The organism is Streptomyces bugieae (genome assembly GCF_036352915.1).
GTDB classification, from domain to species: Bacteria; Actinomycetota; Actinomycetes; order Streptomycetales; family Streptomycetaceae; genus Streptomyces; species Streptomyces endophytica.
In genome coordinates this window covers 41,825-54,288 of sequence record NZ_JAZBJP010000044.1, presented here as the reverse complement: position 1 = coordinate 54,288, position 12,464 = coordinate 41,825, and the positions used below count along the sequence as shown (strand labels likewise).

Sequence of the window (12,464 nt, the reverse complement as noted above, 5' to 3'; positions counted from 1 at the left end):
ACCCGGCCCTTGTCATTTCCCCCACCGGGCGGGGGCGCGGTTACCGGCCGCAGGGTGGGGGCCGTAGGGGGCGGGTTTCCGGACGTAAAGCGTCAGCAGTCCGGAAACCCGCCCCGGAGGACCACACCCGACACCACCCACCAAGCGAGCGCCCCCGGCCCAACAACCCCCACGCCCGCCGAAGGCGGAAGAAACAGCAACCCCCACGGCGGGAAAGCCGAAAACGTGCGGCGCCCCTCACCCCGCGTACAGCATCAGGCCGATCCCCACCACCATCAGCCCCGCGGCAGCGATCCGCGGGGCGCCGAACCGTTCCTTGAAGAACACCGCGCCGATCGCCGCGCCGACGATGATGGAGGACTCGCGGAGGGCGGCGATGGGGGCGAGGGCGGCGCGGGTCTGGGCCCACAGGACCAGGCCGTAGGCGAGGACGGAGAGGAATCCGCCGGCCAGGCCGCGGACCGCGAACGGGCGGAGGGCGGTGAGGATTTCGCCCCGGTGGACGGCGAGCGCCCAGAGGGGGATGACGAGGCCTTCGAGGATCATCAGCCAGGCGATGTAGCCCAGCGGCGTGCCGGCGGCGCGGACGCCGAGGCCGTCGACGGTGGTGTAGGAGGCGATGGACAGGCCGGTGGCGAGGGCCGCGATGATGGCCGGCCAGTGCGGCCGGGTGCCGGCGGCGCGGACGCCCCACAGGGCCACGCCGACCAGGCCCGTGGAGGCGAGGGCCACGCCCGCGAGGGCCCAGGGGCCGGGGATCTCGTGGACGAAGACGGCCGCCAGGACGGTGACGACGAGCGGGGCGCTGCCGCGGGCGATGGGGTACATCTGCCCGAAGTCGCCCAGCCGGAACGACCGCATGAGCAGGGCCTGGTAGACGATGTGCAGGACGGCGGAGCCCAGCAGGTAGGGCCAGGCGCCGGCGGCGGGGAGGGGGGTGAAGCCCGCCATGGCGGCGCCGCAGAGCGCGCCACCGCCGCCGACCAGGGTGAAGGCGAGGAGCTGGTCGCGTATGCCGTGGGCGATCGCGTTCCAGCTGGCGTGCGTCACGGCGGCCGCGAGGACGGCCGCGACGACCAGCGGGGTCACGAGGAGCGCTCGCGCACGTCCACGAGCCTGCCCCGCGCGTGCTCGATCAGCGTCGTGGGAGCGAGCGGGAAGACCGTGTGCGGGGTGCCGGCGGCGGCCCAGACCTCGTCGTGGGCGAGCAGCCCGCGGTCGGCCAGGACGCGGGTGCGGACGCGGTGGCCGAAGGGCGGTACGCCGCCGATCGCGTAGCCGGTGGTCTCGCGGACCAGGGCGGCGTCGGCGCGGGTGACCTCCGTGGCGTTCAGCTCCGCGCGGACCCGCTGCACGTCGACGCGGGAGGCGCCGTCCATGAGGACCAGGACCGGCTCGCCGTCCACGGCGAAGATCAGCGACTTGACGATCTGGGCCAGCTCGCAGCCGATGGCCGCGGCGGCGTCGGCGGCGGTGCGGGTGCCCTCGGGGAAGCTGCGGACCGGCACGGTGAGGCCGAGGCCGGCGAGGGCCTGGGCGAAGCGTGGGTGGGTGGGGGAGGGAGCGTCGGATGGGGAAAGGGACATGGCCCGCACGCTAGCGAAAGCTGTACGGGCCATGCGACCGGGTTCCGGAGCGTGAGAGGGGCGCCCACCGCGGGCGCCCCCGCGCTCAGCGGGCGGTGAGGATCGCGCGGACCACCGGGCCCGCGTTGGAGCCGCCGTGGCCGCTGGCCGGGACGACGGCCGCCGCGGCCAGGTCGTCGCGGTACGCGGTGAACCAGGCGTTCGGCTTCTTCTGGTTGTCGACCTCGGCGGAGCCGGTCTTGGCGCCAATGTCACCGCTGACCCCGGACATCGCCTCGGCGGCCGTACCGGAGGTCGCGGTCAGCTTCATCAGCGACTTCAGCCCGCTGAGGGTGGCCGGCTTCATGGTGCGGGCGGCGTTGGCGAGGGTCCGGTTGTCCAGCGACGGGGCGACGATGTACGGCTGGTGGAAGGAGCCGGCGCGGACCGTCGCGGCGAGCGTGGCGACGTTGAGCGGGTTCATCCGCACACCGCCCTGGCCGATCAGCGAGGCCGCCATCTGGGCGTCGTGCTGCACCGGCACCGCGCCGTCGAAGGTGGGGATGCCGGTCTGCCAGTTCAGCCCGATGCCGAAGACGTCGCGGGCCTCGTTGGTCAGGTCGTCGTCGCTGAGGTCCTTGGCGTGCGCGATGAAGGCGTTGTTGCAGGACGCGGCGAAGCTCTGCGCGAAGGTGCCGTCCTTGATCTCGGACTTGTTGAGGTTCTGGAACTTCCAGCCGCCGACCGTGACGTACTTCGGGCACGGGTTCTTCTTGCCCGGCGAGGTCAGGCCCTTGTCCATCAGCAGCGCCGAGGTGACGATCTTCATCGTCGAGCCGGGCGCCAGCGAGCCCTGGGTGGCCATGTTGAAGCCCTTGGCCGGGGAATTGGCGAGCGCCAGGATCTCGCCGGTGCTGGGCTTGACCGCGGCCGCCGAGGCGGACTTCTTGCCCTGGACGGCCTTCTCGGCCGCGGCCTGGAGCTTCGCGTCCAGGGTGGTCTTCAGGGTGCCGGGGGTCCCCTTGGAGAGCACCTTCAGGGTCTTGTCGGGCTGCTGGTCGGCCGGCTTGGCGGCCTTGGCGCGCTTGATGAACAGCTCCACGCCGGGCTTGCCGTCGGTCTTGTCGCCGTACTTGTCGCGCAGGCTGTCCAGGATCGCGGCCAGCGTCGGGTGCGCCTCGGGGGTCAGCACCGCGCCGTTGCGGTCCACGGCCTTGATCGGCGGCGCCTCGGCCTCGCCGGTCCGCAGCTCGTCGCCCTTGACCAGGCCCGGGTGCAGCACGGACGGCTGCCAGGCGACCACCGGCTTGCCGGTGGCCTTGTCCCGGTGGAGGGTCGCCGAGCCGCGGTAGGAGTACGGCGCCTTGGTGCCCTTGTAGTCGATCTGCGCGGCGACGGTGTACGGGATCTTGTCGCCGGCGGGGGTGCCGGGCGTCACCGTCACCTTGGAGAAGCCGGCCCGCTTGGCGAAGGTGGTGAGCGCCGCCCGCGCGGTGTCCGGGCTGTCGGTCAGCTTCGCGGCCTTGGCGGCGTCGCCGGACTGCCAGGCGGTCAGGAACTCCTGGCCGGCCGTCTGCACCTCCTTGGCGGACAGCGGGCCGGTCGGCACCTTGGGCGCGTTGTCACCGGCCGCGGCGTCCGCGGACCGGACCTCCTGCGGCGTCGCGTCGTCCGATCCTCCGAACAGCGTGAAGCCGCCCACGACTCCCGCTACCAGGGCCACCGATCCGCCGATCAGCCCGTACTTCACCTCACGGCGCATGCCACCGATTCCCTCCCTGGAGCCTCGTCCTTGAATACGCACACAAGAACGTGCATCGCACTCTAAGGGACACGGGGAGAGCCCCGAGTCTCGATCCGGGCACGGTCCGGTGACGCGCTGTTGTAAGCCTGTGACGGAATCGTCGAACTCCGCCGGGCGCTCACACCCAGCTGTCGAACCACATCCGGTGGTGCCAGGCGCTCTTCGGGATCGGCAGGCCCGTGTAGAGCGGATAGAAGTAGATGAAGTTCCAGATGATGAGCAGGACCAGGACGCCGGCCCCCACGGCCCCGATGGTGCGGCGGCGCTCGGTCGCCCCCGGTGGCCCGATGAGCGCGCCGATCATCATGGCCAGCGCCAGGCACAGGAACGGCACGAAGACGACGGCGTAGAAGAGGAAGATCGTGCGCTCCTGGTAGAGGAACCAGGGGAGGTAGCCGGCGGCGACCCCGCAGGCGATGGCGCCGGCCCGCCAGTCCCGCTTGAACAGCCAGCGGTACAGGACGTAGAGCAGCGCGAAGCAGGACGCCCACCACAGCAGCGGGGTGCCCAGCGCCAGGACCTCGCGGGCGCAGCCCTCGGCCGCGGTGCAGCCGTCCTGGCCGAACTTGGGGTCCTCGTAGAAGTACGACACCGGGCGGCCCAGGACCAGCCAGCTCCAGGGGTTGGACTGGTAGGTGTGCGGGGTGGTCAGTCCGGTGTGGAAGGCGTAGACCTCGGTCTGGTAGTGCCACAGGCTGCGCAGCCAGTCCGGCAGCCAGGTCCAGCCGGCCGCCCGGCCCTCCGGGGTGGTGGCCCAGTCGCGGTAGTAGCCGCCCTTGGTGGCGATCCAGCCGGTCCAGGACGCGAGGTAGGTGGCCAGGGCGACGACGACGGTGGAGCCGAAGGCGGCCAGCACGTCGCGGCGCAGCGCCGAGCGGAACGGGCGCCGGGCACCGGCCGTGCGGCGGGCCGCGACGTCCCAGAGGAACGACATCAGGGCGAACGCCGCGAGGAAGTACAGACCGTTCCATTTGGTGGCGGAGGCCAGGCCCAGGCAGAGACCGGCCGCGATCCGCCAGGGCCGCCACCCCAGCAGAAGCCGGTCACCGACGTCGTCGTCCGGGCGGGCCACGCCGTCCGGACTCACCGGAAGCGCCGCCGCGAGCCGGGCGCGGGTGCGGTCCCGGTCCACCAGGAGGCAGCCGAACGCGGCCACCACCCAGAACATCACGATCAGGTCGAGCAGTGCGGTGCGGCTCATCACGAAGTGCAGGCCGTCCACCGCCAGCAGCGTCCCGGCCAGGCAGCCCAGGGCCGTCGACCGCATCAGCCGCCGCCCGATCCGGCAGATCAGCAGCACCGACAGGGTGCCGAGCAGCGCCACCATGAACCGCCAGCCGAAGGGGTTCATCCCCAGCGCCCACTCGCCGACCGCGATCAGCCACTTGCCCATCGGGGGGTGCACGACGTACGAGTGCTCCGGCGAGAGCAGGATCTGCGGCGGGTGGGCCACCAGCGCGTCGTTGGCGTTCTTGGCCCAGGTGCCCTCGTAGCCGTACTGGAGCAGCGACCAGGCGTCCTTGGGGTAGTACGTCTCGTCGAATATCACCTTGCGCGGGCTGCCGAGGTTCCAGAACCGCAGCACCCCCGCGAACAGCGCCACCAGCAGCGGGCCGCCCCAGCCCGACCAGCGCGCCAGCCGGGCCGCCGCGTCCGGACCCGCGCCGAACACCGCCCACAGCCGGCCGCCCGATGTCGGGAACGCGGGCACCAGCCGGGTCCGGACGTCGGCCGGCGGCGCGGCCGGATATCCGAATCGGCGCAGCCGCCGCTGCCAGACGGGGGGCTGCCGGGCCGGCTCCGGAGCGGCGTGCGCGACGGCGTCGGTCGCGGTGGTGTCACTCGTCACCCGGCCCATCGTAGGGAAGCAGCCTGTGGACCGGTGCGGAGCGCCACCGGCGGATGCCCGGCGGGCCGGGGCTGACCGGGGCGGGTCGGCGGGCCGGTGGTGTCCTGGGAGGATGGGCGGGTGACTGGAGTGCTGGTACTTGCAGGGACGCCCATCGGCGACATCGCGGACGCGCCGCCGCGGCTCGCCGCCGAACTGGCCGCCGCCGAGGTGATCGCCGCCGAGGACACCCGGCGGCTGCGCCGGCTGACCCAGGCGCTGGACGTGACGCCCACCGGCCGGATCGTGTCCTACTTCGAGGGCAACGAGGCGGCCCGTACGCCGGAGCTCGCCGACGCGCTGGCCGGCGGCGCCCGGGTGCTGCTGGTCACCGACGCCGGGATGCCGTCGGTGTCCGACCCGGGCTACCGGCTGGTGGCGGCGGCCGTCGAGCGCGGCATCAAGGTCACCGCCGTACCGGGCCCGAGCGCGGTGCTCACCGCGCTGGCCGTCTCCGGACTGCCGGTGGACCGCTTCTGCTTCGAGGGCTTCCCGCCGCGCAAGGCCGGCGAACGGCGCTCCCGGCTGCGCGAGGTCGCCGACGAGCGGCGCACCCTGGTGTATTTCGAGGCGCCGCACCGGCTCGACGACACCCTCGCCGCGATGGCCGAGGTCTTCGGCGCGGACCGCCGGGCCGCGGTCTGCCGCGAGCTGACCAAGACGTACGAGGAGGTCAAGCGCGGGACGCTGGGTGAGCTGGCGGCCTGGGCGGCCGAGGGCGTACGGGGCGAGATCACGATCGTCGTCGAGGGCGCCCCCGAGAGCGGGCCGCAGGAGCTGGCGCCCGAGGAGCTGGTGCGCCGGGTGCGGGTCCGCGAGGAGGCGGGCGAGCGGCGCAAGGAGGCCATCGCGGCGGTCGCGGCGGAGGCGGGGCTGCCCAAGCGGGAGGTCTTCGACGCGGTGGTCGCGGCGAAGAACGCGGAGAAAAGCGCCCCGTAGGCGGAGAAAGACGCCCCGCAGAAGCCCCTTACCGGGGGCTCACCGGCCACTCCGAAACCGGCCGCCGAAGAATAATGCGCAGGCCACGGAGAAAACCGACTCATCAGAAGGTAAATGACTGGCCGGAAAGGTAAAGCGCAGGCCGAGGCGTTGGGGTGATTTTCCTACCGTCGGCCAAATCTGCGCCAATACCGTCGGAGACCTGCTGCATTGCGCCACGGAAAGGCGTCCACTGGGGGAGGGACGAACCGTTCCCGAAGACCTTGTCCAGCGGACAAGAGGAGCGCACATGAGCGAGATCGCTAAGACCACCGCGGCGAACGCCACCGGCGTCCACCCCATCCCCCAGCCCGAGCCCTCCGCCCACGAGGCGTACTCCTTCGCCTGCATGAAGTGCGGATACGGCTGGGAGCAGGCGTACGAGATAGTCCACCAGCTCGACACCAAGGGCCGTGAGCGGGTCGTCTACTACACGGACGGCGAGCGGGTGCCGTCGCCGCTGACCTGCCCCACCTGCCTGAGCTGCGGCAGCAACGTCGTACGCATCATGCGCTCCGGACAGGTCTCGATGGTCTCCCACGCGATCGCGAACATGCACCAGCGCCAGCCCGCCGGCGAGAAGGGCCCCCGGGCCGAGAAGCACGACAGGAACGAGAAGAAGGGGACGCCGGCCGCGGAGCGCACCGGCAGCACCGCCGAGGCGCCCCCGGAGGCCGGCAAGCACCACTGGCACCTCTCCGACCTGCTGCACCCCTTCCAGCACCACCGCCGGTGAGGCCCGGCCGCGGCCCTCGTAGGATCGCGGCCATGGCACCGCAGGACAAGAACACCCCGCCGCCGCTGCCCGAGCCCCTTCGGGTGGCGGTCGCGGACTCGCACACCCACCTGGACATGCAGGACGGGACGGTCGACGAGGCCCTTGCCAAGGCCGCCTCCGTCGGTGTGACGACGGTCGTCCAGGTCGGCTGCGACATCAAGGGCTCGCAGTGGGCCGCCGAGACCGCCGCCGCGTACGAGAGCGTGCACGCCACCGTCGCCCTGCACCCCAACGAGGCCCCCCGGATCGTCCTCGGCGATCCCGACGGGTGGTCGCGGCAGGGCGCGCGCGAGCCGGGCGGGGACGCCGCGCTGGACGAGGCCCTCGCGGAGATCGACCGGCTCGCCGCCCTGCCCCAGGTCCGCGGCGTCGGCGAGACCGGCCTGGACCACTTCCGCACCGGCCCCGACGGCATCGCCGCCCAGGAGCGGTCCTTCCGCGCCCACATCGAGATCGCCAAGCGGCACGGCAAGGCCCTGGTCATCCACGACCGCGAGGCCCACGAGGACGTGCTGCGGATCCTGCGCGAGGAGGGCGCGCCCGAGCGGACCGTCTTCCACTGCTACTCCGGCGACGCCGAGATGGCCAGGACCTGCGCCGCGGCCGGCTACTTCATGTCCTTCGCCGGCAACGTCACCTTCAAGAACGCCCAGCCGCTGCGTGACGCCCTCGCCGTCGCCCCGCCGGAACTCGTCCTGGTCGAGACCGACGCCCCCTTCCTCACCCCCGCCCCGTACCGCGGACGGGCCAACGCCCCTTACCTCATTCCGGTCACCCTGCGCGCGATGGCCGACGTCAAGGGGATGACCGAGGACGCCCTGGCGACGGCCGTGGCGGCCAACACGGCACGCGCCTTCGGGTACTGATCACCGCGCCCGCCGCCGTCACCGCGGCGGGCCGGACGTCCCCCGAAGTGACCACTTTCCGTATCGATCCGACTTTGGAGAGTGGTCGACGCTCGGCTAGCCTCCGCCCGTCAACCGCATCCGTGGCATGTGGAGCGCGCCGTGAGTCTTCCGCAGAGCAGCAGCCACCGCGCCGCGCGCGGCCGTCGCAGACGCCGCGCCGAACGCCCCGAAGCCCTGCGGCGGCTGCTGCCCCGGGCCGCGGTCGTCGCCTTCCTCGCCGGCGGCACCACCGCCTTCATCGCCCATGACAAGGCCGTCCGGCTCAGCATCGACGGCACCCCCCGCACCCTGCACACCTTCGCCGACGACGTCGAGGACCTGCTGGCCGACGAAGAGCTCGGCATCGGCGACCACGACATCGTCGCGCCCGCCCCCGGCAGCACCCTGCACAGCGGCGACCACGTCGTGGTCCGGCACGGCCGCCCGGTCGTGCTCACCATCGACGGCCGGCGCCACCAGGTGTGGACCACCGCCGACACCGTCGCCGGCGCCCTCCACCAGCTCGGGGTGCGCGCCGAGGGCGCCTACCTCTCCACCTCCCGCTCCCGCCGCATCGAGCGGCACGGCATGGAACTGGCGGTCCGCACCGAACGCACCGTCGTCTTCGTCGCCGACGGCCGCGAACACCGCGTCCGCACCAACGCCGCCACCGTCCGCGAGGCCCTCGCCGAGGCCGGGCTGGCCCTGCGCGACCAGGACACCACCTCCGTACCGCCGGACAGCTTCCCGCGCGAGGGCCAGACCGTCTCCGTGCTGCGGATCACCGGCGGCAAGGAGGTCCGCGAGGAGCCCGTCCCGTTCCGCACGGTCAAGCGCACCGACCCGCAGCTGGCCCGCGGCACCGAGGCGATCGTCCAGCAGGGGCGGCCCGGCGTGCGGCGGGTCACCTACCGGCTGCGCACCGTCAACGGCGTCAAACAAAAACCGAAACGGCTGCACAGCGAGATCGTCCGGGCGCCCCGCCCGCAGATCGTGCACCTCGGCACCAAGGAACTGCCGCTCTCCGTACGCGGCGCCGACCACCTCGCCTGGGGCGCCCTGGCGCGGTGCGAGGCCGGCGGCCGGCCCGACGCGGTCGACTCCTCCGGCACCTACGGCGGGCTCTACCAGTTCGACGTCGCCACCTGGCACGCCCTCGGCGGCCGCGGCCGTCCCCAGGACGCCCCCGCCGAGGAACAGACCTACCGGGCCAAGAAGCTCTACATCAGCCGGGGGGCGAGCCCGTGGCCGGTGTGCGGCCGTAAGCTTCACGGGTGAGCAAGAGTACGACCGACGAGTCCGGCCCGCTGCTGGGTCCCGCCGACATCCGCGAACTGGCCGCGACGCTGGGCGTACGCCCCACCAAGCAGCGCGGCCAGAACTTCGTCATCGACGCCAACACCGTCCGCCGGATCGTGCGGACCGCCGATGTCCGGCCCGACGACGTCGTCGTCGAGATCGGCCCCGGCCTCGGGTCACTGACCCTGGCCCTGCTGGAGACCGCCGACCGGGTCACCGCCGTCGAGATCGACGACGTCCTGGCGGCCGCGCTGCCGGCCACCGTCGCCGCCCGGCTGCCCGAGCGCGCCGACCGCTTCGCGCTGGTGCACAGCGACGCCCTGCACGTCACCGAACTTCCCGGCCCCACGCCCACCGCGCTGGTCGCCAATCTGCCCTACAACGTCGCGGTGCCCGTACTCCTCCACATGCTCGCCACCTTCCCCGGCATCGAGCGCACCCTGGTCATGGTCCAGTCCGAGGTCGCCGACCGGCTCGCCGCCCGCCCCGGCAACAAGGTCTACGGCGTGCCGTCCGTCAAGGCCAACTGGTACGCCGACGTCAAGCGGGCCGGCGCCATCGGCCGCAACGTCTTCTGGCCCGCCCCCAACGTCGACTCCGGCCTGGTCTCCCTGGTCCGCCGGGAGCGGCCGGTGGACACCACGGCCGGCCGCGAGGAGGTCTTCGCCGTCGTCGACGCCGCGTTCGCCCAGCGCCGCAAGACGCTGCGGGCCGCGCTGGCGGGCTGGGCCGGCTCGGCCGCCGCGGCCGAGGCCGCGCTGGTCGCCGCCGGCGTCTCGCCGCAGGCCCGCGGGGAGGCACTGACGGTCGAGGAATTCGCCCGGATCGCGGAGAACCGGGTGAGCACGGAGAAGGAGGCGGGAAAGTGACGGCTACCGCGACGGTGACCGTACGGGTCCCGGCGAAGGTCAACGTCCAGCTGGCGGTCGGCGCCGCCCGCCCCGACGGCTTCCACGACCTCGCCAACGTCTTCCTCGCGGTCGGCCTCTACGACGAGGTCACCGCCACCCTCGCGGACACCCTGCGGATCACCGCCGAGGGCCACGACGTAGACCGGATCCCGCTGGACCGGACGAACCTGGCCGCCCGCGCCGCCGAACTCCTCGCCGCCCGCTACGGCCGCAGCCCGGACGTCCACCTCCACATCACCAAGGACATCCCGGTCGCCGGCGGCATGGCCGGCGGCAGCGCCGACGCCGCGGGCGCCCTGCTGGCCTGCGACGCCCTGTGGTCCACCGGCGCCTCCCGGGGCGAACTCCTCGACCTCTGCGCCGAGTTGGGCAGCGATGTGCCGTTCAGCCTGGTCGGCGGCGCGGCGCTGGGCCGGGGCCGCGGGGAACTGCTCACCCCGCTGCCGCTCGGCGGCGCCTTCCACTGGGTCTTCGCGGTCGCCGACGGCGGACTGTCCACCCCGGCCGTCTACCGCGAGTTCGACCGGCTGACCGCCGGCACCGCCGTCCCGGAGCCCGAGGCCGACCCCGCGCTGCTCGCCGCCCTCGCCGCCGGCGACACCGCGGCCCTCGCCGCCGCCCTGACCAACGACCTGCAGGCCGCGGCCCTCTCGCTGCGCCCGTCCCTGGCCGCCACCCTGGACGCCGGCACCGCGGCCGGCGCCCTGGCGTCCCTGGTCTCCGGCTCGGGACCGACCACCGCCTTCCTGGCCAAGGACGCGGAGTCCGCCCAGGCCGTCGCGGCGGCACTGCTGGCCTCGGGGACCTGCCGGGCGGTGCGGGTGGCGGACTCTCCAGCGGCGGGGGCGACCGTCATCTAGAGCGGGGCGGGGCGGGGTGAGCCGGGGCGGACGGTCCGGTTACCTCCCGTAGGGGGCGTTCGAACGGGTCCCGTAGGGGACGCGAGGCCCCCCTGCGGGGCCACAACGGGGCTGGGGCGGGCAATATTCCCGCGGCCCGCGGCCCCCGCCCGCCCCGTACGTCTCAACTGCGGGGCAGCGCCGCACCCTTGACGGCGGAAACGAAGGACGCCCAGGCCGCGGCGGGAAAGACTATCGCCGGCCCGTGCGGGTCCTTGGAGTCACGGACGGGGACGACGCCGGGGAGGCCGTCGACCACCTCGACGCAGTTTCCGCCGTCACCGTTGGTGTAGGTGCTCTTGCGCCAGACGGCGGTGCTCAAGTCAATGCGGTTGCTGGTCATTTCGGTAACCTCAGTTGACGAAGTGGTCGAACTCGCCGTTCTTCACGCCGAGGATGAAGGCGGCGAGCTTCTCCGGGGTGGTTCTGACGATCACGTGGGGATCGTCGCTTTCGCGTAGGAGTATTTCACCCGAATCTCTGGCCGTTTCGAGGCACTGCTCACTGTTGCCGCTGGAGAAGCTGGACTTCTGCCACTTGATTTCTCTGCTCATACCTTGGCTCTCACAATTCCCTTGCGATGTGTCGGATAACATTTCGCGACTCTTCGGGCGTGAGCGCCGCCTGATCAGCGACGCCGAGCTGCGCGCGATAGCGGTCAAGGTCAGCGGCTGCATCCAAGTAGCGGCCGCCCAAGGGGGTGTCGATGTGTGCGGTGTCGAGCTGTGGGACGACGCCGCTCGCGTACATCACCGTCTGCGTCACGTCGACGAAGTCCTCGCTGGTAAATGGGATGACCCGGAGAGCCAGGCCCGGCCGCTCGGACATGGACAAGAGGTGTTCGAGCTGCCTGCGTGCAACCTTTCGCCCGCCTACGCGCATGCGCAGCGCTGCCTCATGCACGATGGCCTCGAATTTCGGTGGTTCATCTCGTTCCAAGATGCCTCGCCGCTTCATGCGATGCTCGACCCGGGCCTTCAGCTCGTCGTCGGGAAGCCGTGGAATCGCGCTGGCGAAGAGGGCGTGCGCGTATTCCTCGGTCTGGAGAATGCCGGGAAACGTGACAGGTTGTAGGCACCGCAGTGCGGTGGCGTGGTGTTCAAGCTCGGCGATGTCGAGGAATCCGGGAGCGAGGATGCCGCGATAGTCGTCCCACCAGTGCTGTCCGCGATGCTCGCGCGCTATGGCGCACAGCGCTTCGACGAGGGCCTCGTCGTCGCAGGCATAGAAGACGGCGAGCCGGCGGATGCGGTCCTCGCTGACTCCGACGCGGCCCGCCTCGATGTGACTGATCTTGGCTTGGTCGGTCGAAACCAGCCCCGCCGCCTCTCGGGCGGTCTTGCCCGCGCGTTCCCGCAACTTCCGCAGCTCGCCCCCGAGTCGGGCTTGGCGGGCCGTTGGGTTGTCCCTTGGCGGCATGTCACCTTCCCCTGTCCGCGCACAGTGTCGCGCCTA

The 12,464-nt window shown here is 72.4% G+C and carries 13 protein-coding genes; 6 read left to right on the top strand and 7 right to left on the bottom strand.

What is annotated here, in order from left to right:
- Window positions 1–237 precede the first annotated feature (237 nt).
- The 4 genes from V2J85_RS36375 to V2J85_RS36360 all read right to left on the bottom strand — a co-directional run bounded on the left by V2J85_RS36375 (window position 238) and on the right by V2J85_RS36360 (window position 5,227).
- Window positions 238–1,089 (bottom strand): DMT family transporter, encoded by an 852-nt coding sequence (locus tag V2J85_RS36375; protein WP_330823906.1) that lies wholly within the window; start codon window positions 1,087–1,089, stop codon window positions 238–240.
- Window positions 1,086–1,586 carry a YbaK/EbsC family protein gene (locus V2J85_RS36370; protein WP_330823905.1) on the bottom strand — a complete coding sequence of 167 codons (501 nt, stop codon included), beginning with the start codon at window positions 1,584–1,586 and terminating at the stop codon, window positions 1,086–1,088. Before V2J85_RS36370 ends, V2J85_RS36375 begins: the two co-directional genes overlap by 4 nt.
- A gap of 85 nt (window positions 1,587–1,671) precedes the next feature.
- Window positions 1,672–3,327 (bottom strand): penicillin-binding transpeptidase domain-containing protein, encoded by a 1,656-nt coding sequence (locus V2J85_RS36365; protein WP_330823904.1) that lies wholly within the window; start codon window positions 3,325–3,327, stop codon window positions 1,672–1,674.
- A gap of 160 nt (window positions 3,328–3,487) precedes the next feature.
- Window positions 3,488–5,227, bottom strand: a complete 1,740-nt coding sequence (locus V2J85_RS36360) for a dolichyl-phosphate-mannose--protein mannosyltransferase (protein ID WP_330823903.1) — start codon at window positions 5,225–5,227, stop codon at window positions 3,488–3,490.
- 111 nt (window positions 5,228–5,338) lie between these two features.
- Between V2J85_RS36360 and rsmI the strand changes: the two genes are divergently transcribed.
- The 6 genes from rsmI to V2J85_RS36330 all read left to right on the top strand — a co-directional run bounded on the left by rsmI (window position 5,339) and on the right by V2J85_RS36330 (window position 10,970).
- On the top strand, window positions 5,339–6,196 hold the full coding sequence (rsmI, locus tag V2J85_RS36355) for a 16S rRNA (cytidine(1402)-2'-O)-methyltransferase (protein ID WP_261950998.1): 858 nt from the start codon (window positions 5,339–5,341) through the stop codon (window positions 6,194–6,196).
- 289 nt (window positions 6,197–6,485) lie between these two features.
- Window positions 6,486–6,971 (top strand): hypothetical protein, encoded by a 486-nt coding sequence (locus tag V2J85_RS36350; protein WP_261950999.1) that lies wholly within the window; start codon window positions 6,486–6,488, stop codon window positions 6,969–6,971.
- A gap of 32 nt (window positions 6,972–7,003) precedes the next feature.
- Window positions 7,004–7,879 (top strand): TatD family hydrolase, encoded by an 876-nt coding sequence (locus V2J85_RS36345; protein ID WP_261951000.1) that lies wholly within the window; start codon window positions 7,004–7,006, stop codon window positions 7,877–7,879.
- 141 nt (window positions 7,880–8,020) lie between these two features.
- Entirely contained in the window at window positions 8,021–9,178 is a 1,158-nt protein-coding gene (locus tag V2J85_RS36340; RefSeq protein WP_315975371.1) for a resuscitation-promoting factor, read from the top strand.
- Window positions 9,175–10,068: a 16S rRNA (adenine(1518)-N(6)/adenine(1519)-N(6))-dimethyltransferase RsmA gene (gene rsmA, locus V2J85_RS36335; protein WP_330823902.1), complete on the top strand. Its 894-nt coding sequence runs from the start codon at window positions 9,175–9,177 to the stop codon at window positions 10,066–10,068. The genes V2J85_RS36340 and rsmA overlap by 4 nt, the downstream gene beginning before the upstream one ends.
- A complete protein-coding gene (locus V2J85_RS36330; RefSeq protein WP_330823901.1) occupies window positions 10,065–10,970 on the top strand; it encodes a 4-(cytidine 5'-diphospho)-2-C-methyl-D-erythritol kinase in 906 nt (301 codons plus the stop codon). The genes rsmA and V2J85_RS36330 overlap by 4 nt, the downstream gene beginning before the upstream one ends.
- 163 nt (window positions 10,971–11,133) lie before the next feature.
- On the opposite strand, the gene V2J85_RS36325 is transcribed toward V2J85_RS36330, so the two are convergent.
- Genes V2J85_RS36325 through V2J85_RS36315 form a run of 3 tightly spaced genes read right to left on the bottom strand, consistent with a single transcriptional unit; the run spans window position 11,134 to window position 12,428 of the window.
- Complete coding sequence (locus V2J85_RS36325) at window positions 11,134–11,352, bottom strand: DUF397 domain-containing protein (protein ID WP_261951004.1); 219 nt, start codon at window positions 11,350–11,352, stop codon at window positions 11,134–11,136.
- A gap of 10 nt (window positions 11,353–11,362) precedes the next feature.
- Complete coding sequence (locus tag V2J85_RS36320) at window positions 11,363–11,563, bottom strand: DUF397 domain-containing protein (RefSeq protein ID WP_261951005.1); 201 nt, start codon at window positions 11,561–11,563, stop codon at window positions 11,363–11,365.
- Window positions 11,564–11,573: 10 nt separating this feature from the next.
- On the bottom strand, window positions 11,574–12,428 hold the full coding sequence (locus tag V2J85_RS36315; RefSeq protein WP_261951006.1) for a helix-turn-helix domain-containing protein: 855 nt from the start codon (window positions 12,426–12,428) through the stop codon (window positions 11,574–11,576).
- Window positions 12,429–12,464 lie beyond the last annotated feature (36 nt).